Raw genomic sequence first — 22,082 nt, forward strand, 5'->3', positions numbered from 1 at the left:
CTCGCAGGGGCCGCCTCGGCGCGGTCCGCTGCGGCGCGTGAGGGCACGCGCCGCGGCCGCTCCCCTGGCGCCGGGCGGCCCGGGCTGCTCGGCCGTCGCGCTTCGTCGGAGCCCCCAGCCCCACCGCCGGAATGGAGATGCTTTTTTGCGGAACGGAACACTAGGCAGCAGCGATGCTCCCCGACCGGGGACCGACGACCGCTGACCGCCTTACCGGATGAAGTCCAGCCGGTAACGGCTGCGGATGTACTGCAGGAACCAGCCCACCTCTTCCAAGGCCCGCCGGAGGTCGGCTCGCTCCCTCGGGGTGAGGCGCAGGGGGTCCAGGTAGTTGTCGGGGGGGCGGCCTTCCGACAGGTTTCGCACCTGATGGCGCAGCCTCAGCCCCACCAGGGTGGTGAACGCGTCGTCCAGCCGGTCCGCCTCCTCGGCGGACAGCACGCCCCGGTCGCGGAGGGCGTCGAGTTTCTCCCAGGTGCTGCCGTCCAGCACCCCGCTTTCCAGGGCGAGCAGGCTCACCCCTTCCGTCAGGGCGAAGATGCCCGCCTTCTTCATGTCCACCCGGCCCTTGTGGCGGCCCCGGCGCTCCGTGCGGATCCGCCCGAACCACCCCAGGGGCGGGGGAAACCGCACGATGTTCTTCGCCACCCGGGGAAAGAACAGGCTGTGGCGTCGTGTGAGCTCCAGGATGTGCTCCTTGATCCGGCGCTCCAGGCCGGGGTCGCCCCACAGGGTCCTGAGGTCCTGGAACATCCCGAAGTTGACCATGTTCTCGCCGGTGGGCACCGTGACCCACTGCTCCACCCTGCGCAGCCACTCCGACAGGCTGTGCCTCCACTGGGGGTTGGAGGCCATGGTCCCGCCGGGGCAGGGCGGCACCCCGATGGCGATCAGGGTCTCCACCAACCGCACCGAGAACCTCTCCACGTCCCACCGGGCCCCTTCGTCCAGGGCGTCGTCATAGACCGCGGCGCTGTCCTGGTCGGTCCGCAGGGTCTGCTCGCCCCGCCCCTCGCTCCCCAGCACCAGGTACGCGGCCCTCTCCGGCAGCACCACCCCCTCCCCTTCGAGAAGCTCAGCCGCCTTGCGGGTCACCTCGTCGTTGAAATGGGAGATCAGCCCCACCAGGTCCCGGGTGCGGGCCCCCGCCCGCAGGGCGAACCGGACCATCTCGAGCACCCGCCCGTTCACCCGCTTGAGCTCTGACACGGTGGTGGCCCGGGCGATCTCGTCCCGGAGGTAGAGGGGGCTGTTGGTCTGGATGCCGAGGATGTCGGTGCCCGTGACCATGCCCACCATCCGCCCCCCCGCGTCCACCACCAGCAGTCGGTGGATGTTGTGGCGGGCCATCCGGTACACCGCCTCGTAAGCGGGGGCCTGGTCGCCAACGGTCAGGATGGGCGAGCGCATGACCTGCCGGACCCGGGTGTCGCGGATCCTGCCGTCGGAGCGGGCCACGAGGCGCCGGAGGTCCCGGTCGGTCACGATCCCCACCGGAACGCCGTCCTCCTCCACCACCAGCCCCGAGATTCCCCGTTCGTCCATCCGCCGGGCGGCGGCCACCACGGTGTCGTCCGGCAGGCACGTGACCACCGGCCCCTTGCAGATCTCGCGCACCGGTGTGAACAGGAACCCTTCCTCCCTCACGGCCCAACCTCCTTGGGGACCGATCTTCCCCGAACCGGCGGATATTCTCAACGGTTTTCCCGGAGGCGGTCCGAACCCCGTATGGTTCGGGCCCAAAGGGTTTCGGATCGCCACACCTGGCCCCTCCGATATCAAACACGATTTATTTTTCGCTTGACGCAAAACGGGGCGCTTTGTACTCTTGTGAGCCCGGGGCAATACGCTGTTTGGTGTGTGGCTGCCCCGGCATGGCGTTCAGCGAACCCCGGGGGGGCCGGGCGCCGCCCGGAACCGCGGCGGAAAGGAGGGAGGAGCATCGGGAGAGACGCAGCACCATTGTCGAGCAGTACCCACGCAACACCGGAAGGAGGAGCTTCGCCATGGAGCGAAAAACACAACTCGTAGCCTACTGGAAGGAAAACCTGAAGTACATCACCATTTTGCTCGCCATCTGGTTCACCGTGTCGTACCTGTGCGGCATCCTGATCGTCGACGCCCTCGACACGATCCGCATCGGCGGGTTCAAGCTGGGCTTCTGGTTCGCCAACCAGGGCTCGGAAATCATCTTCGTCATCTTGATCTTCGTCTACGTGAAGTTGATGAACAATTTGGATCGCAAATACGGGGTTCACGAGGACTAGGGTCGCCTAGTCAGGTCGATAAGGAGTGATCCATGGGTATTCTTGGTTGGACCTGGATAATGGTGGGGATCACCTTCTCCATCTACATCGGTATCGCCATCTGGGCGAAGGCCGCGACCACGGGCGACTTCTACGTGGCGGAGAAGCAGGTGCACCCCATCCTGAACGGCATGGCCACCGGCGCCGACTGGATGAGCGCGGCGTCCTTCATCTCCATGGCCGGTCTCATCGCGTTCCTGGGCCGCGACGGCGCCATGTACCTGATGGGGTGGACCGGCGGATACGTCCTCCTCGCCATGCTTCTTGCGCCGTATCTCCGGAAGTACGGGAAATACACGGTTCCCCAGTTCATCGGTGACCGGTACTACTCCAACACCGCCCGGGCCGTGGCGATCATCTGCGCCATTTTCGTCTCGTTCACCTATGTGTGCGGCCAGATGCGGGGTGTGGGGGTGGTGTTCTCCCGGTTCCTCGAGGTGCCGATCAACACGGGCGTGGTCATCGGCATGGCCATCGTGTTCATCTACGCCGTGTTGGGCGGCATGAAGGGCATCACCTACACCCAGGTGGCCCAGTACTGCGTGCTGATCGTGGCCTACCTGATCCCGGCGATCTTCATCGCCGCCATGCTCACCGGCAACCCCCTGCCGCAGATCGGGTTTGGGGCCAAGATCAGCGCCAACGGAGCCCAGGTGCTCCACGACGCCTCGGCACAGGGCAAGTACCTGCTGGATGTGTTGGACCAACTCCACAAGGATCTCGGGTTCGCGGCCTACACGGCCGGTAAGCGGCCCACCATCGACGTGTTCTTCATCACCTTCGCCCTCATGGTGGGTACCGCGGGCCTGCCCCACGTGATCATCCGGTTCTTCACGGTGCCGAAGATCCGCGACGCCCGCGCCTCGGCCGGCTGGGCCCTGGTGTGCATCGCCATCCTCTACACCACGGCCCCGGCCGTGGCCGCCTTCGCCAAGACCAACTTCATCAAGACCGTGCACGGCAAGGCCTACACCGAGGCTCCCTCCTGGTTCAAGAACTGGGAGAAGACCGGCCTGATCGCCTGGGTCGACAAGAACGGCGACGGCGTCATGCAGTACGCCCCGGGCAAGCCCTTCAAGGGCAAGCCCAAATTCAAGCAGGGCGAGAAGGGTAAGTTCGGCCAGCTCGTGGTGACCAACGCCCTGACCGACAACGCCAACGAGATCTACGTGGACCGGGACATCATGGTGCTGGCCAACCCGGAGATCGCCAAGCTGCCCAACTGGGTGGTGGCCCTGGTGGCCGCGGGCGGTCTGGCCGCCGCCCTGTCCACCGCGGCCGGCCTGCTGCTGGTGATCGCCTCCTCCCTGTCCCACGACCTCATGAAGGGCATCATCAACCCGGACCTGTCCGAGAAGGCCGAGCTGATGTGGGCCCGGATCGGCGCCGGTCTCGCGGTGGTGGTGGCCGGGTGGTTCGGCATCCATCCGCCGGGGTTCGTGGCCCAGGTGGTGGCGTTCGCCTTCGGTCTGGCCGCCTCCTCGTTCTTCCCCGCGATCATCATGGGGGTGTTCAACAAGAAGACGAACAAGGAAGGCGCGATGTGCGGCATGGTGGTGGGCATCGTGTTCACCGCCGCCTACATCATCTACTTCAAGTTCGTGAACCCCGCCGCCAACAACCCGCAGCACTGGTGGCTGGGGATCAGCCCCGAGGGCATCGGCACGGTGGGCATGATCCTGAACTTCATCGTGATGTGGGTGGTGTCGAAGTTCACCCAGGAGCCGCCCCAAGAGGTGCAGGAGCTGGTGGAGAGCCTGCGCTATCCCCAGGAAGCCCGGTAAGCGGTTCCGCGGCGACCCAGGGCGTGCGGTCCGGCGTTTGCCGGGCTGCACGCCCTTTTTTTGCGCCCGCGAAACGGGCAGAATGGAATGGCTGCAGGGGGTGGGCTTCGGGGAAGGGAATCTCTCGTTGGTCCGGGGCCATTGCCGGGGGCGGGGCAGAAACTCGCTTTCTGGCTTTCCAGCCTTCAAGCTTTCCAGCGGGCCGAAGGCCCTCGACCGACGACCGACCTGACGGAGGTTTCTCACCGATGACACCGATCAGTCGGCCCATCCGGGCCAGCTTTGGGCTCATTCTCGGCGCGGCCGCCGGGGTCAGCCTGCTCACGGGCATCATCCCCTGGGTGTTGGGGCTGGTCCTGTCCGTGGACTCCCTGTGGATCCGGCTTCAGGTTGCGGGGTATCTGAACCTGGTGGCCCTGATCTGGGCGGGGGTGGGGGCGACGGTGGGGGCGTTCCCGGGAAGCCGAACGGGGTCGGGGCTGCTGGGGGCGGCCGGGTTGGCCACCGGGCTCACCCTGGCGCGGGCGGTTCCCCAGGCCCATTGGACGGTGGTGGTTCTCGGGGCGGTGACCGGTTTGGCCTACGGCTCCGTGGGAGGGTTCCTGGTGGGGCGGGTGCTGGAACGGCAGGGGTGATTGGCCCGGCTACGGCCCCCCTGCCGTGAGCCTTCGGATCTCCGCTTCCAGAACCTCGGGAGCCACCCGGCCCTGGTGGCTCCAACGCACCACGCCGGCCGCGTCGATCAGGAACAGCCCCGGGGTGCCGGTGACGCCGTAGGCCGCGGCCGTTGCGAACTCTCCCTGGGCCTTCTCGTCCATGGCCACGGGGACCTCGATCCGGTTGTGGCGGGCGTAGTTGGCCACCGCCCGGGCCATCCGGGTCCCGTCCAGGTTCACGGTGATCACCTGGATCCCGGTCTTTTTCCCCAGGCCCGCCAGGTAGGGCATCTCGTCCTGGCACGGCGGGCAGAACATCGACCAGAACACGAGCAAGGTGGGCCGGGACCCCGGCTCCCCCGGGCTGAAGATGACCGGGTTGCCCCCGGGGTCGCTGAGCAGAAACGGCTCGGCCGGGGCGCCGGGTGCCAGGGGCCCCCTTTCTCCCTGTCCTTGGGGGCAGGGCGCCGGCGTCCCTTCGCCGCACCCCCCGGACGGCAAGAGATCCGGCCCGGAAGAGGGGAGGGGAAAATCCTGAGCCAGGGAGATCCCACCCCATACGAGCAGTCCGAGTGCGACCCCGATCCGGATCCCTCTCACGGCTCTTCCTCCCAAAAAGAGAAATTTGGTACAAGGTGTCTGCCTTGTACCGTGGTTCGAAGAATCGTGCAAGGGAGGGGGGAGTTGAGAAAACAGCGGTTCGGGTCGATTTGGGGGGTGTCTGGCCCGGGGCCGGCGAGTCCGGTATCCTGCGGCCGATCGAGACTCGTTTGGGGCGTCTATGATCCACGAGGGAGGACGCATGGTGCGGCGGCGGTGGCTGGTGGCCGGATGGCTGGGGTTGGCGATGGTGTGGACGGTCGGGGGGGCGGCGCGGGCCGAGTACGGCGGGCTGCCCGGGTACGCCGGCAGCGAGACCTGCGCGGGGTGTCACCCGGAGGTGTACGCCCAGTGGCGGTTGACCCCCCACGCCCGCATGCTGGTGGACACGGCCGAGGATCCGTTCGCGGTGCTGGCCACGGACTTCCACGAGGGGATCCCCTTCCAGCGGGAGGACATCGCCTACACGGTGGGGAGCCACTGGATCCAGAAGTATCTCACCCGGATCGACGGGGTGCTGTACGTCCTGCCCAAGTACTGGAACATCGCGGAGCGCCGGTGGGAGCCGTACTCCATCTGGAACTGGCGCGAGCAGCCCTACAACGTGTACTGCGACGGATGCCACACCGTGGGGTTCGACCCGGAGACCGAGTCGTTCTTCGAGCCCGGGGTGGGGTGCGAGGCGTGCCACGGCCCGGGGAAGCGCCACGTGGAGACCGGCGGACGGCTCTCCGAGATCGTGAACCCGGCGAACCTGCCGCCCGACCGGGCCGTGATGGTGTGCATGGCCTGCCACACCGACGGCATGGACAAGGCCACCGAGACGTACCCGTTCCCCGTGGGATACAAGCCGGGCGAGGATATCAACGACTACTACACCGAGTTCTTCATGCCGAAGCCCAAGAGCAAGGCCTGGTACTGGGGGAGCATGGACTTCCGGGAGCGCAAGCGCATGTGGTACTTCTTCCAGTCCAAGTTCTACTCCACGAACCGGGCCTGCGAGGTGTGCGGGTTCGACCGGGGCATCACGGTCAAGAAGGAGCGCTACATGAGCCGCAGCGAGTACTGCGGCACCTGCCACAAGTTCCGGTTTGAGAAGTTCGAGGCCCACTCGGGCCACCGGCCCGAGAAGGTGGAGTGCACGGACTGCCACGTGCCCAAGATGGCCAAGGGGCCCACCTACTCGATCCACGATCACAAGTTCGACTTCAGCCAGCCGGCCCCGGCCTGCACCGAGTGCCACGAGCCGGGGTCGGTGAGCGGGGACGAGTGCCGATACCCCACCCCGGACTTCCATCTGAAGCCGGTCAAGTACCCCCGCGAGATGACCACGGTGGAGACCTGCGTGTGGTGCCACAACGAGGTCCGAAAGGAGGGCCGCGACGAGGGCTGGGCCCGGCGGGAGATCCGGAAGATCGTGGACCGGTTCCTGGTGGAATGACCCGCCCCGCCCCGGCGATCCGTCCGAGTCACACCGAGTCGCGCGCAAACCGAGGGCCCTCGGGGGCGTGGGGCCAACAGCTTTGAATGCCACTTGGTATCAGGTGGTCGGAGGGGTCTCCCAGAACGACCGGAACTTCCGGTATAGGGACTCGAGCTTGGCCGCGTAGTAGGCGGTGTTCTCGTCCGGCGCCGAGGGGTCCCACTCCGAGGCCAGCCGGGCCGCCTCGAACACCCGGACCTTGGGGGAGCTGCCCGTGACGTAGTAGGTGATCTGGTCCCCCGGCCGGTAGGGGCGGCCCGAGGCCAGGGCGAGCTCGTAGGCTGCGGAGGCGTTTCGGGCATTTCGCGCCCGTTTCTTCCGGTACACCTCCAGGCTGTCGTGCAGGGTCTCGGTCTTGGCGAACCACTCGGGCGTCCACCGGTGGGCTCTCAGGTCCTCGAGGAACCGCTCCTTGATCGCCGGGATCTCCGCGGCCCGTCCCTCCAGCAGGGCCCGGAACATCTCCTCCATGAACACCCGCTGGAACTTCTCGAGGCCCCGGGACCGCAGGCCCGACCCCCGGATCCGCAGCTGGCCGTCCTCGGTCAAGAGCACATAGTTCTTGGCCTTGTAGGAGAACATGGCCCGGTACCGGCCCGCGAGTTCCAGCTCGATCCCGTCCGGCAGGGTGGCGCTCACCTCCCGGACGAACTTCTCCTCCCGGCCCCGCACCTCGGGCGGCGGCACGAAGTACACGCCGTCGGTGTCCACCTCCACCGGAACCGCGCCGCGCTTGCGGAGTTCGTCCAGCACCTTCTGAACCAGCCGCCGTCCCTCCCGGGTCACCCGGGCCGCGGCGTCGAAGTCCGCGAAGTGGCCCTGGGCGAACCCCAGGTACCCGTAGAACGAGTTGATCAGCACCTTGTAGGTGGACTGGAGGGCCTCGTAGAACGTGCGCTCCTCTGCCGCATCCGCGGCGCGGGCCCGGTCCTTGGCCTCCAGACGCCGTCGGGTCAGGTCGTCCAGAAGACCCAGAAACACGTCCAGGTCGTCCTTGGCCGGTCGGATCCGGAAGGTCAGCAGGATCGACGGATACAGGCTTCGCACGTCGCACTGGGCCACGGGGCCCACGACGCCGGTGACGAACACCTCCGTGTATCCGCCGGCAAAGGTCCTCTTGGGGGGCGGCCGGGGCACGGCGTGCCGCCGGCGCAGGTACTCCCGCACCATGAGGGCGTCGATGCGGGTGGCGGTGCCCCGCACCACGGTGTTCTGGTGGGTGAACGGGAACATCTGGGCCTGGTGGAAGTGGCTGCGGCCCAGCACCCGGGAGATCTCCCGCGTCTCCCGCACGTCGTCCAGGCCGTAGCGCACCAGGGTGTCCATGTCGGTGTCGGCGATCGAGCCGATGTCCCGGCGGGCGACGTAGGTCCGATCCTCGGAGGCCAGGCCCAGGTGCCGGGCTACGGCCTTCAGGCCGAAGTTGGGAAGCTCCCGCGTGGACACGTCGTAGAGCTGTACCAGGAAGAGGGTGTCGATCACCTGGCGGCCGTACACGTCGAACCGGGTGTAGGCCACGATCCGCTCGGCCGCCGAGAACTGGCTGGGTCGGGAGCGCACCGCCGCCCCGTTTCGGCCCCAGCCGAGGGTCAGGCCGTGGCGCCGGGCCCGGGCCTCCAGGTAGGGCAGGTCGAAGTTGAACAGGTTATGCCCCTCGATCACGTCCGGGTCCCGCTCGCGGACGATGCGGGTGAGCTCCGCGATCATCTCGGCCTCGGTCAGCCGGTCGGAGCGAAGGCTCGACTCCCATCCCGTGGAGTCGGAGAGGCTGATCAGGGTGATCCGGTCCCCCTCCCGCTCGGGGTTGGGGAACTCGAACCCCGGGGTGACGGCGGTCTCGATGTCGAGCTGGAGCCGGTGGACGTCCTCGTACCGCAGCCCCTTGTAGAGGGTGCGTCCGGTCCAGGTCAGGTACTGCTGGACCGGGTCGGCCATCCAGTAGAACGGGCCGTCCACCGACCGGGGTGACTTGCCGGTGGCCCGGTGGAGCCGTCTGACCGCCTTCTCCAAGACCTCCCACCCGGGAAACAGGGCCAATGTCCGGTACTCCCAAGGGCCCTCCAGGGGAAGGATCTCCACGTCGTCGGAGGGGGCCGGGAGGAGGTCGGCGGACTCCAGAAAAAGGAACGGGCGCCACCGGTCGGTCTCGGCGATCACTTCTTCCGGGGTCCGGCGGAACACCCGCACCCGGTCTCCGCCGTCGAACTCCACGGCCACGATGCCGGGGGTGGGGTCGGCGCCGTACAGGGCGGGGTTGGAGGGGAATGGGGCATCCATTCTTGTGGCCAACATGGGTAAGCCCCCGGGCTGTGCCGTGGGGCCTGGGTTTTCGCCAGCCCCCATGCCCCCCGGACCAGGAGGAGGTGGCGCAGCGCTAGGAGGCAGAAGAGGTTTTGAGCTTTCTAGCCTCTAGCTTTCCAGCTTTCGTGCCGCCCAGCGGGTCAAAGGCCCCGACCGGCGACCGTAGACCGAAGACCGACGACCGTACACCGAAGTCACTGGTTTGCCCGCATCTTTTTCAGGATCTCCATCGCCTTGCCCTTCATGCGGGGCTTCTTGGGCAGGCCGATCAGGCCGTCCACCACCCGGCCCACCAGCTCCGCCGCCCCTTGGGAGTCCCCTTGCTCCAGGAGCAGCTGGGCCCGGTCCAGGTAGGCCACCGCAGGGAGAGCCGGCTGGCCCTTCCGGGCCGCGGGCTCCTCGGCTCCGGTGTCCGGGAGGGCGCCGGCCTCCTCCGTGGGCTCGGCCGGGGCGGCGGCCCGCTCCTCCTCTTCGGAGGGCTCCGCGGCGGCTGGGGCCTCCTGTCCCTCCCGACCGGCTTCCGTTGCCGCAGGGGCCCGCTCCCCCGCTTTAGGCGGCGTCTGCCGCTGCTCCTCCTCCGTCCCGGGTCCTTCCTCGGTCGGGGGCGGAAGGGGGGGTAGGGCGGGCAGGTCCTCGTCCTCGGTGAACGACACGGCCTTCCGGGCCAGATCCAGGGCCTTGGCCACGTCCCCGTCGGCGAGGGCGAACCGGGCCAGCCCGGCGAGCCCGAGCGGGACGGTCTCGTCGAGCTCCACGGCCTTGGCGAACTCCGCCCTGGCTTTTGCCTCGTCGCCCTTGCCCTGGCGGGCCAAGGCCAGGAGGATCGCCCCCTGCAGGGCGTGGGCGTCCGGGAACGCCGGGTCTTGCTTGAGCACCTTCCGGAGCTTGCGCTTGGCCTTGGAGAGCTGGCCCCGGTGGTACAGGGTCTTGGCCAGGCCGTACTGGAGCATCACGGGGCGGGCCGCCTGGTATCGCTTTCGCTTCGGGGCGGCGGCCGCCCGGGCCTCCTCCTCGAGGCCGAGGGCCTTGAGCACCTGGTCCCGCATGTCCTGGTAGGCGCTGGTGGGGTGGCCGGAGAACTCGTAGACCACCTTCAGATCCTTGGCCAGAAACGCGGTGGCGGGTGTGGCAATCACGCCCCAGGCGTTGTACTGTTCCAGGTCCCGGTCCAGGACCACCGGGAGGGTCAGGTGGTTTTCTTCCCACACGGCCCGGATCCGGGACTCGAGGTCGGCCGGGGCGTCCGGCCCCTCGGCGTTCACGGTGAGGGCCCGCAGCCCCTTGTCCCCGAACTCGTCCACGAGCCGTTGCACCTCCTGGAGCAGGGGCACGGAGCGGGGGCTCCACAGGGCCCAGAACACCAGGATGGTGAGGGGGCCGTCCCGGTACGCGTCCAGGCTGACCGGTCGGTCGTCCAGATCGTTCAGGGTGAAGGTGGGGGCCTGCTGCCCGCCGTGGACCCGTTTGAACGCCGCGGCCGAGGTGGTGTCAAGGCCGAGGAACAGGCTAATCGCCACGAAGAGGATACCCACCGTCGTCTTGGACCGAATCATCTCGCCTCCTTCGCCGGATGGGGGGGCGGTCTGGCGGAAGACTAGCACCGGGCTCCGGCAGGGTTCAACCGCGCCCCAGACGCGAACAAAAGGCTTTTCGGCGGCGGGTGAAGGAACCTTTACCGTTACGATTTCCCGGACGGCGGCGGGGGCATGGGGCCCGCGGTTCGAGAGCCGCCCGGCCGCCTAGCTGCCTAGCCGCTTAGCGGGCCGAAAGCCCCAGACCGGAGACCGTTGACCGTAGACCGACGACCGAAGTTACGAAGTTACATGGAAGGACGAGGCGTGAGGTTCGACGTAGCCCGGAGCACTCGTGAGGCCCTGGAGGCCGGTGCGCCGGTGGTGGCCCTGGAGAGCGCGGTCCTGACCCACGGGCTGCCGCGGCCCCTGAATCGGGAGGTATACGCAGAGATGGTTCGGGCCGTGGAGGCCCAGGGGGCCGTGGCCGCCCCGGTGGGGGTGACGGCCGGCGTCGTGCGGGTGGGGCTGGCGCCGGGCGAGTGGGAGGCCCTGGGTACCCGGCCGGACGTGGTCAAGGCGGGGCTGTCCGACCTGGCGCCCGTGGCCGCCCGGGGCGGTTGGGCCGGGACCACGGTGGCCGCCACATGCTGGGCCGCCTTTCGCGCCGGCGTGCGGGTGTTTGCCACCGGCGGCATCGGCGGGGTGCACCGGGGCTGGGCCCGACGCCTCGACGTGTCGGGGGACCTGGCGGCCTTGGCCCGATATCCGGTGTGCGTGGTGTGCTCCGGGGCCAAGGTGGTGCTCGATCTGGATGCCACCCGGGAAGCCCTGGAGACGGTGGGGGTGACCGTGGTGGGGTACCGGACCGACCGGTTTCCGGCCTTCGTGTGTGAAGACGCCGGATTCCCGGTCCCCCATCGTGTGGAGGACCCCCGGGCCGCGGCCGAGGTGGTGGCGGCCCGGGACGCGCTGGGGCTGTCCGGTGCGGTGCTCCTGGTGCAGCCTCCCCCGGCCGACGCGGCCGTGGACCGGGAGGAGCTCGAGGCCGCCCTGGCCGAGCGCGTTCCCGGGGATACCCGGGGCGCGGAGGTGACACCGGCGCTTCTGGCCCGGCTGGCCGAGGCGACCCGGGGGAAAACCTTGCGGGCGAACCGGGCCCTCCTCGTGGCCAATGCGCGCCTGGCGGCCGGGGTGGCCCGATGTTTGGAGCGGGGCGCCGAGCCTTGACCGGCGGCGAGGCCCCGCCGTATCGTCAGTCTTCCGTTTTCGGGGTGCTGGGGGAGGCGAGCATCGGCTGAGCACCGAATGCAGCGACTGTAGGAGCCACGCCCGGCGCTCCAACAGGCCCCCGTCCTCCGGGCCCGTGGGTGGCGCCAAGGAGGCGTGGCCATGTTTGGGGCACAGGGAAAATAGTGAGGTTTTCAGCCTCCTAGCCTCCCAGCGTTCTAGCATCCTAGCGGGCCGAAGGCCCAGACCGACGACCGTAGACCGTAGACCGACGACCGAAGTTGCTGGGAAACCCCATCAGGCGTTGTGCGAGGCCCGGCAACGGGGAGGGGAACGTTTGGTGGTCCGGGCCCATTGCCAGCGGCGGGGCATGGGGCCTGCTTCCGGCCGCGCGCGAAGCCGGACATTGAGGTTCGCCGCGCAGGCACGGGGCACGGGCGGTGGTTTCGTGACCGTTCGGCGGGCACGAACGAACTCATGGTATGAACGTTGGAGGCGCTGCGCGGCGAGCTAAGGAGCCGCACGCGGCTCTCCAGCAGACCCCATGCCCCCCGAAGCCTTGGCGTCGGGGTTCCAGAGCCGCCCAGCGGGCCGAAGGCCCAGACCGACGACCGTAGACCGACGACCGAAGTTACATGGAAGCCACGGCTACGGCCGTGCCCGGACGAAAGGGTCGAGATGAAGCGAGTCGTGGTGGTGGGAGGGGGGCTTTCGGGGCTGTCCGCGGCCTGGTGGGTGGCCCAGAGCGCCCGGGAGGCCGGGGTCGGGGTGGCCCTCACCGTGCTGGAGCGGGAGCCCCAGGCCGGGGGCAAGATCCGATCCTCCCGCAAGGGCGGGTACCTGTGCGAGGCCGGCCCCAACGGGTTTCTGGACAACAAGCCGAGCACCATCGTCCTGTCCCGGGCGCTGGGGCTGGGAGAGCGGCTGCTGCGGTCCCGGGACGAGGCCCGCAAGCGGTTCGTGTTCGCCGGCGGCCGGCTGCGTCAGCTGCCGGAGGATCCCGTGAGCTTTCTGGCCTCGGACATCCTCAGCATCCGGGGGAAGCTCCGTCTGGCCGCCGAGTTTCTCCTGCCCCAGGGCGACCCGGACGAGGACGAGAGCGTGGCCGCGTTCGTGCGGCGCAGGCTGGGGGAGGAGGCCCTGGACCGCCTGATCGATCCCATGGCCGCCGGCATCTACGCGGGGGACCCCGAGACGATGAGCCTGCGCAGCTCTTTCCCCAAGGTGCATCAGCTGGAGCAGCGGTTCGGGGGGCTGCTCCGGGGCATGCTCGAGATGCGGAAGATGGCGGCCGCGGCCGGGGCCCAGGGTCCCCAGTCGGCGGGGCCGGGCGGGGTGCTGTGGAGCTACCCCGAGGGGCTGGAGGAGCTGGTGGCATCCCTGGCCGACGGGGTGGGGCGGGAACGGGTGCGCACGGGGGTGGCGGCCGAAGGGATGGAGCGCGTCGGCAGGGCGTGGGTCGTGCGCACCTCCGACGGAGAGGCCGTGGAGGCGGACGCCGTGGTGCTGGCCGTGCCGGCGTACGACGGGGCCCGGCTGCTGGGTCCCCTGGACGACCGGCTGGCCGACCTGCTCCACGCCGTTCCCTACGTGCCGGCCGCGGTGGTGTGCACCGGCTACCCCCGGGAGGGGGTGCCCCATCCGCTCGACGGGTTCGGGTTCCTGGTGCCCAAGTCCGAGGGCCGCCGGATCTTGGGGTCGCTGTGGAGCTCCTCGATCTTCGCCCGGCGTTCGCCGGACGGGCGGGTGCTGCTGACCCAGATCGTCGGCGGCGCGCGAAACCCGGAGCTGGTGGGCTTGGACGATGCCGGGCTCGTCGCAGTGGTGCGGGAGGAGCTCCGCATCACCCTGGGAATCGAGGCCGAGCCCGAGTTCGTGTGGATCCGCCGGTGGGACAAGGCCATCCCCCAGTACGTGGTGGGGCACGGGGACCGGCTGCAGGAGATCGAGGAACGGGTCGCGAGCTTGGGCGGGGTGTTCCTGGCCGGCAACGCGTTCTACGGGATCGGGGTGAACGACTGCACGGCCCGGGCCCAGGAGCTGGGGCCCCAGGTGGTGGCCTGGCTGGCCGGCGCGCCCTGATGGGCCCAACGCTTCGGCAGGCCCGGCGGGGCCGCACCCGGCCCTCCGGCAGACCCCATGCCCCCGAGATTTGGCGCGATTCGAGAGCCGCCCGGCCGCCTAGTCGCCCAGCGGGCCGAAGGCCCCCGACCGACGACCAACGACTGACGACCAACGACCGAAGTTGCCGGAAAATGACATGACCGATTTCGACGTGATCGTGGTGGGGGCCGGCCCCGCAGGGGTGAGCGCGGCCCTGGAGGCGGCCCGGGGGGGGTTGCGGGTGGCCCTGCTGGAGCGGGGCGCCTACCCCGGCGCCAAGAACCTGATGGGCGGGGTCCTCTACACCCACGTACTGGCCGAGCTGATTCCCGACTTCCGGGACCGGGGCGCCCCCCTGGAGCGGCACGTGGTCCGCCGGGGGATGTCGCTCCTCAGCGCCGAGGCCGAGATGAGCCTGGGGTTCCGGAACCACCGCTGGGACCGGCCGCCCCACAACCACTCCTACACGGTGCTCCGGGCCCGGTTCGACCGGTGGTTCGCAGGGGTGGCCGAGGCCGAGGGCGTGGAGCTGCTGGCCGGGGTGGTGGTGGACCGGGTGCTCAAGGACGGGGAGGGCCGCGCCCAGGGGGTGGCCGTCCGGATGCCGGAGGGCGAGGACCCCTCGGGCGGAGAGCTTCGGGCCCCCCTGGTGATCCTGGCCGAGGGGGCCAACGGTATGCTGGCCGAGGCCGAGGGCCTTCGGCCCCGGCCGTCGCCCCGTCACATGGCCCTTGGGGTCAAGGAGACCCTGGCCCTGCCGCGGGAGACGATCGAGGAGCGGTTCGGACTGGAGGGGGAGCAAGGGGTGGCCTGGGAGTACGTGGGTGAGGCCACGGCCGGGCTGCGGGGCGCGGGGTTCGTGTACACGAACCGCGACACCCTGTCGGTGGGGGTGGTGGTGTACGCCTCGGACCTGGCGGCCTCGGGCCTCATGCCCTTGGATCTGCTGGACCGGTTCAAGGCCCATCCGGCGGTGGCGCCCCTGTTGAAGGGGGGCGAGGTTCTGGAGTACGGGGCCCACCTGATCCCGGAGACCGGGTACGACCGGCTGCCGCTCCTCTTCCGGGACGGGGTGCTCCTGGCGGGGGACGCGGCCGGGCTGGTGAGCACCGGGCCGAGCCACGAGGGGGCCAACTATGCCATGGCCTCCGGCCGGATGGCCGGCCAGACCGCGGTGGCCGCCCACCGGGCCGGGGACTTCTCGTCGGCCCTTCTGGCCCAGTACCGTCGCCGGCTCGAGGACAGCTTCGTGCTGAAGGACATGGTCCACCACCGGGCCTGGCCCGGGTTCCTGGAGCAGAACCCCCACGTGCTCTCCCGGTGGCCGGCCGCGGCGGCCGAGATGGCCGAGGCATGGTTCCGGGTGGGGGGGACCCCGCGCAGCGAGCGGGGGGCCGAGGTGTGGGACCTGTTCCAGCGGCGCGTCGGGATCTGGCCCTTCGCCGCCACGGCGTTCCAGATGCGAAACGCCCTGCGGATCCTGGGCTATGGCAAGACCGACAAGCTCCTGGAGTACCTGGCCCGGAACTGGTAGGGGGCTCCCGCGCCCGAAGCTCCAGCCGCCTAGCGGGCCGAAGGCCCAGACCGACGACCGTTGACCGTAGACCGACGACCGAAGTTACTGGGAAACCCCATCAGGCCTTGTGCGAGGTCCGGCAACGGGGAGGGGAACGTTTGGTGGTCCGGGCCCATTGCCAGCGGCGGGGCATGGGGCCTGCTTCCGGCCGCGCGCGAAGCCGGACATTGAGGTTCGCCGCGCAGGCGCGGGGCACGGGCGGTGGTTTCGTGACCGTTCGGCGGGCACGAACTCATGGTATGAACGGTGGAGGCGCTGCGCGGCGAGCTATTAACCCGGCGATTAAATAGGCGCGCTAGGCGGCTGCGTATCGAATCTTCGGGTGACGGAAGTACGAGCGCACGCGGTCGGGCAACTTCTGGAGCTTGCGCAAGTGGGAGATCGCCTTCGCCCGGAGTTGCTCTCCCGTGCGTGCCGGCGGTCCCGAGTGCACACCGGCCTTGAGGTCGCAGTTCAGATACTCGTCCGGATTCAGCTCTGGCGAGTACGAAGGCAGGTAGAACACCTCGATCTCCTCCCGGTGCTTCTCCAGCCAGGCCTTCACCGGCTTACTGTGGTGCACTCGGAGATTGTCCAAGATGAGAAACACCTTCCGGTCCGCGTCCTTGATCAGTCTCCGGAGGAACCGGATCAACGTCCGACTGTTCATCGCGCCCCGGTAGGTCATGAACCGAACCTTGCCCTGGTTGGTGATGCTGGAGATCAGGCTGATGGATTCACGTTTGGCGTTGAGCCGAACCACCGGCGTTTTTCCCCGAGGCGCGTAGGAGCGTCCATGTTGGCTGTCCGAACGAAGTCCCGTTTCGTCGCCCCAATGAATCTCTGCGTTTTCTCGCTTCGCACGGGCGACAATGGCGGGGTAGTCCTCATCCAGCCACTTCTGGACCGCCTGAGGGTTTTGCTCATAGGCCCGCCGCAACGGCTTTTGCGGCGTGAATCCCCAGCGCTTCAGGTAGTCCCCGATCGTGCGCACCGGCATCTCGATACCCCATCGGCGCCGGATCAGCTCCTGGATGTTTCGACGCGTCCACAGGGCAAAGGGCATCTTGAGCTGCTCGGGGGTTTTGTCGGTGATGAGCCGCCGGAGTTCCTGTTCCAGTTCGCGGCTCAACGTTCGTTTTTGCCCGGGCTTCCGCCCCCGTTTCTTGAGGCGGATTCCTTGGGTACCGTCGCGTTCATAGATCTTCCACCACTTGCGCACCGTGGAAGGATGAACGCCGACGATCTCGGCAATCTCTGCGAAGGTCCGACCGGCCTTTCGCAAGCGGATCGCCTGGCGGCGTAAGGTCTGCTGGGCCTCTCGGCTGATGCTGCGAGCATCGACTTTGTCCATGACGACAGTGTACCATAATCGCGCCTATTTAGCCACCGGGTTAATAAGGAGCCGCACGCGGCTCTCCAGCAGACCCCATGCCCCCCGAAGCCTTGGTGTCGGGGTTCCAGAGCCGCCCGGCCGCCTAGCAGGCCAGCGGGCCGAAGGCCCAGACCGACGACCGTTGACCGTAGACCAACGACCGAAGTTACTGGGAAACCCCATCAGGCCTTGTGCGAGGCCCGGCAACGGGGAGGGGAACGTTTGGTGGTCCGGGCCCATTGCCAGCGGCGGGGCATGGGGCCTGCTTCCGGCCGCGCGCGAAGCCGGACATTGAGATTCGCCGCGCAGGCACGGGGCACGGGCGGTGGTTTCGTGACCGTTCGGCGGGCACGAACGAACTCATGGTATGAACGTTGGAGGCGCTGCGCGGCGAGCTAAGGAGCCGCACGCGGCTCTCCAGCAGACCCCATGCCCCCCGAAGCCTTGGCGTCGGGGTTCCAGAGCCGCCCGGCCGCCCAGCAGCCTAGCCGCCCAACGGGCCGAAGGCCCAGACCGACGACCGTTGACCGTAGACCAACGACCGAAGTTGCATGGAGAGAACCCCGTGTCGACCCAGCCCAAGCGCACGTTGACCGTGGAGGAGCGGTTGGCCGCCAACGAGGTGCGGCCCGACCGGTGCTCGCATCTGGATCTGGTGGAGTCCCAGACGTGCGGGACGTGCGAAGGCCGCGAGTGCACCCGGGTGTGCCCGGCCGGTACCTACCGGTGGAGCGACGAGGCCGGCCGGGTGATCATCGGCTTCGAGAACTGCCTCGAGTGCGGCGCGTGCCGGCTCGTGTGCCCCCACGCGAACATTTCCTGGCGCTACCCCATGGGGGGCATGGGGATCTGTTACCGCTACGGATGACCCTGGGACCGGAAGGAGGCGAGACATGGAGTTCCCCCGGCTTCGGCTTCGGAGACTGCGGCGCAACGAAACCCTCCGGAGGATGGTGCGGGAGACGGCGCTCACACCCGACGACTTCATCTACCCCCTGTTCGTGCGCGAAGGCTCGGGGGTGCGCAACCCCATCGCCTCCATGCCGGGCCAGTTCCAGCTCTCCGTGGACGAGGCGGTCAAGGAGGCCCGCACCGCATGGGACCTGGGAGTGCCCGCCGTGATCCTGTTCGGCATCCCCGACCACAAGGACCCCGTGGGCTCCGGGGCCTACGACGACAACGGCATCGTGCAGCGGGCCGTGCGGGCCGTCAAGGACGCCGTCCCCGACCTGTGCGTGATCACCGACGTGTGCCTGTGCGAGTACACCGACCACGGCCACTGCGGCGTGATCCGGGACGGCGACGTGGCCAACGACGAGACCCTGGAGCTGCTGGTGCGGGAGGCCCTGAGCCACGTGCGCGCCGGCGCCGACATGGTGGCGCCGTCCGACATGATGGACGGCCGGGTGGGGGCGATCCGCTCGGCCCTGGACGCCGAGGGGTTCGGACAGATCCCGGTCATGGCCTACGCGGCCAAGTTCGCGAGCACGTTCTACGGCCCGTTTCGCGACGCGGCCGAGTCTCCCCCCAAGTTCGGCGACCGCAGGTCCTACCAGATGGACCCGGCCAACGCCGAGGAGGCGCTTCGTGAGGTGGATCTGGACATCCGCGAGGGCGCGGACATCGTCATGGTGAAGCCCGCGTTGCCCTACCTGGACGTGATCCGCAGGGTCAAGGACACCTTCGGCTACCCCACCGCGGCCTACAACGTGAGCGGGGAGTACGCCATGGTGAAGGCCATGGAGCGGCTGGGGTGGGGGGACGGGGCCGGGCTGATGATGGAGAGCCTGCTGAGCATCAAGCGGGCCGGGGCCGACCTGATCCTGACCTACTTCGCCCTCGACGCGGCCCGCCTGCTCCAGGACTGAGCCGATACCGAGTTGCGTTCAAACCGGGAGCCCTCGGGGGGCAGGGGTCCAACAGCTTTGAATGCAACTTGGTACTAATACCTGCAAACGTATTGCCAGGGTTCGGGGTGGGGGCCTGGTTCCGGCCGGGCGCGAGTGCGGCATCCGATCGCCGCGCCTTCTCATGCCGCCGCTTGCGCGTCGATCCATGCCACGATAGCGGAAACCTTGGGATCCGGCGGCGATCCGGACGTTCGGAGGGCGCGGCGAGCTAAGGGGCCGCGCCCGGCGCTCCACCAGACCCCCACCCCGCACTAGGGGGCACGGGTCTGGCAGTACTTTCGTTGGGATTGGTATGACACGTTGCCCCACAAGCCGGAGGTAGCCCTCATGACCCGACTCGTACCGTTGCGCGGCGGCCGGTGGTTCCCGAGCCTCGGCCTGCCCCTGGCAGGGGCGGCGGCGGTGCTGCTGGCCCTCTCGTCGCCGGCCTGGGCCGGCCTGTCCGTGGGACGGAGCGCGTTCTGCCGGTCCGTGGAGGCCCGGGAGCCGGTGGGCGTGGCCGACACGTTTCCCGCCGACGTGGGGGAGGTCACCTTCTTCACCCAGATCCTGGGGGCCGAGGGGAGCCAGCAGATCCTCCACGTTTGGATCTACGACGGCCGCGAGATGGCCATCGTGCCGTTGGACGTGGAAGGCCCATCGTGGCGCACCTGGAGCACGAAGCGGATCCTGCCCGAGTGGAAGGGAGACTGGATCGTGGAGGTGCGCACCGTGGACGGCGCGGTGCTCCACGAGGCCCGGATGCGGATCGAGTGACCATGGCCCGATTCCACCTGGTGGACGGCACCAACCTCCTCTATCGGGCCTACCACGCCATCCAGGGCCTGCGCACGTCCCGGGGCATGCCCACCCAGGCCGTGTACGGGCTGCTGACCATGGTGCTCAAGGTGCTGCGCGAGCACCGGCCCGACGGCCTGGCCGTGGTGTTCGACGCGCCTGGGCCCACCCAGCGGCACGAAGCGTTCGCCGCCTACAAGGCCAACCGCGAGGAGACCCCCGAGGACCTGAAGCCCCAGATCCCCTACGCCCTGGAGACGCTGCGGGCCATGGGGATCCCGGTGCTGCAGGTGGAGGGGGTGGAGGCGGACGACGTGCTGGGGACCCTGGCCCGTCGCCTGGCCGAGAACGGGCACGAGGTCTGGATCGTCACGGGCGACAAAGACTTCTGCCAGCTGGTGTCCGACCGGATCCGTCTGCTCGACACGATGCACGACCGGGTCACCGACCCCGACGCGGTGCGGAAGCGCTTCGGGGTGGGGCCCGAGCGGATCGTGGACCTCCTGAGCCTCACGGGGGACGCGGTGGACAACCTGCCCGGGGTGCCGGGCATCGGGGTGAAGACCGCGGCCAAGCTGCTGGAGCGGTTCGGGTCTCTGGACGAGCTGATGCGGCGGGCGGACGAGGTGCCGGGCAAACGGGGTGAGGCCCTGCGGGCCCACCGGGACGTGGTGCTGGCGAACCGCCCCCTGGTCACCATCGACACCGGCCTGGACCTGCCGGTGGATCCGGAGGCCCTCCGGCCCGGCGAGCCCGACCGGGCCGAGCTGGCCCGGTTGCTGCGGGAGCTGGAGTTCCACCGGCTGCTCGAGGAGCTGGGGGTGGCCGACGTCCCCCCCGAGGGGGGAACGTCGGCGGCCTCGGTCGACACCCCGGCCGAGTGGGTCGGCCTGGTGGCGGCGGAGGACGGCGCGTGGGAGGTGGCCGACGGCCGCGAGGGGGTGCGTGCCTGCGTGGACGATCTGGCCCCCGGCTGGCTCGCCCGGCTCGCCGACCCCTCGGTGCCCGTTGTGGGCCACGGCCTCAAGGACGCCCGCCGGGAGTTCGCGCTCCGGGGCGCCGCCGTCGAGGGGATCGCGGTGGACACGCAGGTGGCCGCCTACCTGCTCCTGCCCGGCCGACGGTCGTACGGGTTCGAGGACCTGGTGCGGAGCCGGGGGCTCGGGGTGGAGGCGGGTCCCGGCGGGCGGGCCCGCACGGCCCGGGCCCTGGCCGCGGCGCTCCTGGACGAGCTGGAGAGGGAGGGGCTGCGTCGGCTGTACGAGGAGATCGAGAACCCCCTGATCCCCATCCTGGCCGACATGGAGGTCCGGGGGATCCGGGTCGACGTGGGGGTGTTGGAGGGCCTCAGCCGGGAGTACGCCCGGCGGCTGGAGGAGCTGTCCGAGCGGATCTTCCAGGCGGCCGGCGAGCGGTTCAACCCGAACAGCCCCAAACAGCTGTCCCGGATCCTGTTCGAGAAGCTCAAGCTCCCGGTGGTCAAACGAACGGCGACCGGGTTCTCCACGGACGCCTCGGTCCTCGAGGAGCTGGCCGGGCTCCATCCCCTGCCGGCGCTGCTCCTGGAGCATCGGAGCCTGGCCAAGCTGAAGACCGGCTTCCTGGACGCCCTGCCCAAACTGGTGGATCCTCGGACCGGCCGCATCCACACCACCTTCCACCAGACCGTGACCGCCACGGGCCGCCTGAGCTCGTCCAACCCCAACCTGCAGAACGTGCCGGTGCGGGGGGAGGAGGGCCGTCGGATCCGGGAGGCGTTCGTGGCCGACGCGGGGTGCGTGCTGGTGAGCGCCGACTACTCCCAGGTGGAGCTGCGCATCCTGGCCCACATGTCCCGGGACCCGGAGTTGATCGAGGTGTTCCGCGCGGGCCGCGACGTGCACACCGAGACCGCCAGCCGCATTTTCGGGGTGCCGGCCGACCGGGTCGACTCCCGGATGCGGCGGGAGGCCAAGACCGTGAACTTCGGCATCCTCTACGGCATGAGCCCCTTCGGCCTGGCAAGGCAGCTCGGGGTGACCCACGAGACGGCCCGGAACCTGATCGACGCTTATTTCCGTCAGTTCGCCGGTGTGCGCACGTTCCTGTCCGAGTTGGTGGAACGGGCCCGGCGTACCGGGTACGCCGAGACCCTGTTCGGCCGGCGTCGCCCGATCCCGGAGCTGCGGTCCCGCAACCGGGCCCAGCGGGAGTTCGGCGAGCGGCTCGCCGTGAACACCCCGATCCAGGGGACCGCCGCCGACCTGATCAAGACGGCGATGATCCGGGTGCGCCGGGAGCTCGACGAGCCGGACACCCGCGGGGCGCTGGTGCTCCAGGTGCACGACGAGCTGGTGCTCGAGGTGCCCGAAGCCGAGGCCCGGCGGTGTGCGGATCGGGTCCGGCAGGCCATGGAGGGGGCGGCCCGGTTCGACGTGCCCCTGGTGGTGGACGTGGGGGCGGGACCCAACTGGTACGAGGCCCACAGCTGACCCCCCCCCTCTTTACCCTC

16 protein-coding genes are annotated in these 22,082 nt (G+C 69.3%); 11 read left to right on the plus strand and 5 right to left on the minus strand.

Translation table 11 applies throughout. The features are described 5' to 3' along the window. Positions 1–210 precede the first annotated feature (210 nt). Positions 211–1,647 (minus strand): putative nucleotidyltransferase substrate binding domain-containing protein, encoded by a 1,437-nt coding sequence (locus DEFCA_RS0117700; protein WP_025324333.1) that lies wholly within the window; start codon positions 1,645–1,647, stop codon positions 211–213. A gap of 359 nt (positions 1,648–2,006) precedes the next feature. On the opposite strand from DEFCA_RS0117700, the gene DEFCA_RS0117705 reads away from it, so the two are divergent. The 3 genes from DEFCA_RS0117705 to DEFCA_RS0117715 all read left to right on the plus strand — a co-directional run bounded on the left by DEFCA_RS0117705 (position 2,007) and on the right by DEFCA_RS0117715 (position 4,725). Next, positions 2,007–2,267: a DUF4212 domain-containing protein gene (locus tag DEFCA_RS0117705; protein WP_025324334.1), complete on the plus strand. Its 261-nt coding sequence runs from the start codon at positions 2,007–2,009 to the stop codon at positions 2,265–2,267. 32 nt (positions 2,268–2,299) lie between these two features. Next, positions 2,300–4,090 carry a sodium:solute symporter family protein gene (locus DEFCA_RS0117710; protein ID WP_025324335.1) on the plus strand — a complete coding sequence of 597 codons (1,791 nt, stop codon included), beginning with the start codon at positions 2,300–2,302 and terminating at the stop codon, positions 4,088–4,090. Positions 4,091–4,338: 248 nt separating this feature from the next. Further along, positions 4,339–4,725 (plus strand): hypothetical protein, encoded by a 387-nt coding sequence (locus tag DEFCA_RS0117715; protein WP_025324336.1) that lies wholly within the window; start codon positions 4,339–4,341, stop codon positions 4,723–4,725. Positions 4,726–4,734: 9 nt separating this feature from the next. On the opposite strand, the gene DEFCA_RS21790 is transcribed toward DEFCA_RS0117715, so the two are convergent. Then, positions 4,735–5,346 (minus strand): TlpA family protein disulfide reductase, encoded by a 612-nt coding sequence (locus DEFCA_RS21790; protein WP_169709637.1) that lies wholly within the window; start codon positions 5,344–5,346, stop codon positions 4,735–4,737. A 202-nt stretch (positions 5,347–5,548) separates the two neighbouring features. On the opposite strand from DEFCA_RS21790, the gene DEFCA_RS0117725 reads away from it, so the two are divergent. Next, the gene (locus tag DEFCA_RS0117725) at positions 5,549–6,787 is read left to right on the plus strand and encodes a multiheme c-type cytochrome (RefSeq protein ID WP_025324338.1); all 1,239 of its coding nucleotides are present in this window, start codon (positions 5,549–5,551) and stop codon (positions 6,785–6,787) included. 99 nt (positions 6,788–6,886) lie between these two features. Here the strand turns inward: DEFCA_RS0117725 and DEFCA_RS0117730 are convergent, their stop codons facing one another. Both DEFCA_RS0117730 and DEFCA_RS21085 read right to left on the minus strand, forming a co-directional pair. After that, complete coding sequence (locus tag DEFCA_RS0117730) at positions 6,887–9,121, minus strand: DNA polymerase domain-containing protein (protein WP_245693506.1); 2,235 nt, start codon at positions 9,119–9,121, stop codon at positions 6,887–6,889. Positions 9,122–9,324: 203 nt separating this feature from the next. After that, the gene (locus tag DEFCA_RS21085) at positions 9,325–10,683 is read right to left on the minus strand and encodes a TlpA disulfide reductase family protein (RefSeq protein ID WP_025324340.1); all 1,359 of its coding nucleotides are present in this window, start codon (positions 10,681–10,683) and stop codon (positions 9,325–9,327) included. Between the two features lie 285 nt (positions 10,684–10,968). Here DEFCA_RS21085 and DEFCA_RS0117740 point away from each other — a divergent pair, with 285 nt between their 5' ends. From DEFCA_RS0117740 to DEFCA_RS0117750, 3 genes are all read left to right on the plus strand, one after another. Next, positions 10,969–11,871, plus strand: a complete 903-nt coding sequence (locus DEFCA_RS0117740; protein WP_025324341.1) for a pseudouridine-5'-phosphate glycosidase — start codon at positions 10,969–10,971, stop codon at positions 11,869–11,871. 678 nt (positions 11,872–12,549) lie between these two features. Then, positions 12,550–13,953 (plus strand): protoporphyrinogen oxidase, encoded by a 1,404-nt coding sequence (gene hemG, locus DEFCA_RS0117745; RefSeq protein ID WP_025324342.1) that lies wholly within the window; start codon positions 12,550–12,552, stop codon positions 13,951–13,953. Positions 13,954–14,131: 178 nt separating this feature from the next. Further along, positions 14,132–15,508 (plus strand): FAD-dependent oxidoreductase, encoded by a 1,377-nt coding sequence (locus DEFCA_RS0117750; protein ID WP_025324343.1) that lies wholly within the window; start codon positions 14,132–14,134, stop codon positions 15,506–15,508. 337 nt (positions 15,509–15,845) lie between these two features. Here DEFCA_RS0117750 and DEFCA_RS0117755 read toward each other — a convergent pair whose 3' ends face one another. Next, positions 15,846–16,883: an IS630 family transposase gene (locus DEFCA_RS0117755; RefSeq protein WP_025322004.1), complete on the minus strand. Its 1,038-nt coding sequence runs from the start codon at positions 16,881–16,883 to the stop codon at positions 15,846–15,848. A 586-nt stretch (positions 16,884–17,469) separates the two neighbouring features. Here DEFCA_RS0117755 and DEFCA_RS22505 point away from each other — a divergent pair. From DEFCA_RS22505 to polA, 4 genes are all read left to right on the plus strand, one after another. After that, complete coding sequence (locus tag DEFCA_RS22505; RefSeq protein ID WP_051463287.1) at positions 17,470–17,772, plus strand: ferredoxin family protein; 303 nt, start codon at positions 17,470–17,472, stop codon at positions 17,770–17,772. Positions 17,773–17,797: 25 nt separating this feature from the next. Then, entirely contained in the window at positions 17,798–18,772 is a 975-nt protein-coding gene (gene hemB / locus DEFCA_RS0117765; RefSeq protein ID WP_025324345.1) for a porphobilinogen synthase, read from the plus strand. A 369-nt stretch (positions 18,773–19,141) separates the two neighbouring features. Next, a complete protein-coding gene (locus DEFCA_RS0117770) occupies positions 19,142–19,570 on the plus strand; it encodes a DUF2914 domain-containing protein (protein WP_025324346.1) in 429 nt (142 codons plus the stop codon). Between the two features lie 2 nt (positions 19,571–19,572). Then, positions 19,573–22,062, plus strand: a complete 2,490-nt coding sequence (gene polA, locus DEFCA_RS0117775; RefSeq protein WP_029734330.1) for a DNA polymerase I — start codon at positions 19,573–19,575, stop codon at positions 22,060–22,062. The last annotated feature ends 20 nt before the right edge of the window (positions 22,063–22,082 follow it).

The sequence above is a fragment of the Deferrisoma camini S3R1 genome (assembly GCF_000526155.1).
Lineage (GTDB): Bacteria > Desulfobacterota > Deferrisomatia > Deferrisomatales > Deferrisomataceae > Deferrisoma > Deferrisoma camini.

Excerpts from the sequence above, each read along its gene's own strand:
- DEFCA_RS0117705 (WP_025324334.1), top strand. The coding sequence starts at position 2,007 with ATGGAGCGAAAAACACAACTCGTAGCCTACTGGAAGGAAAACCTGAAG.
- DEFCA_RS0117710 (WP_025324335.1), top strand. The coding sequence starts at position 2,300 with ATGGGTATTCTTGGTTGGACCTGGATAATGGTGGGGATCACCTTCTCC.
- DEFCA_RS0117715 (WP_025324336.1), top strand. The coding sequence starts at position 4,339 with ATGACACCGATCAGTCGGCCCATCCGGGCCAGCTTTGGGCTCATTCTC.
- DEFCA_RS0117725 (WP_025324338.1), top strand. The coding sequence starts at position 5,549 with ATGGTGCGGCGGCGGTGGCTGGTGGCCGGATGGCTGGGGTTGGCGATG.
- DEFCA_RS0117730 (WP_245693506.1), bottom strand. The coding sequence starts at position 9,121 with ATGTTGGCCACAAGAATGGATGCCCCATTCCCCTCCAACCCCGCCCTG.
- DEFCA_RS21085 (WP_025324340.1), bottom strand. The coding sequence starts at position 10,683 with ATGATTCGGTCCAAGACGACGGTGGGTATCCTCTTCGTGGCGATTAGC.
- hemG (WP_025324342.1), top strand. The coding sequence starts at position 12,550 with ATGAAGCGAGTCGTGGTGGTGGGAGGGGGGCTTTCGGGGCTGTCCGCG.
- DEFCA_RS0117750 (WP_025324343.1), top strand. The coding sequence starts at position 14,132 with ATGACCGATTTCGACGTGATCGTGGTGGGGGCCGGCCCCGCAGGGGTG.
- DEFCA_RS0117755 (WP_025322004.1), bottom strand. The coding sequence starts at position 16,883 with ATGGACAAAGTCGATGCTCGCAGCATCAGCCGAGAGGCCCAGCAGACC.
- hemB (WP_025324345.1), top strand. The coding sequence starts at position 17,798 with ATGGAGTTCCCCCGGCTTCGGCTTCGGAGACTGCGGCGCAACGAAACC.
- DEFCA_RS0117770 (WP_025324346.1), top strand. The coding sequence starts at position 19,142 with ATGACCCGACTCGTACCGTTGCGCGGCGGCCGGTGGTTCCCGAGCCTC.
- polA (WP_029734330.1), top strand. The coding sequence starts at position 19,573 with ATGGCCCGATTCCACCTGGTGGACGGCACCAACCTCCTCTATCGGGCC.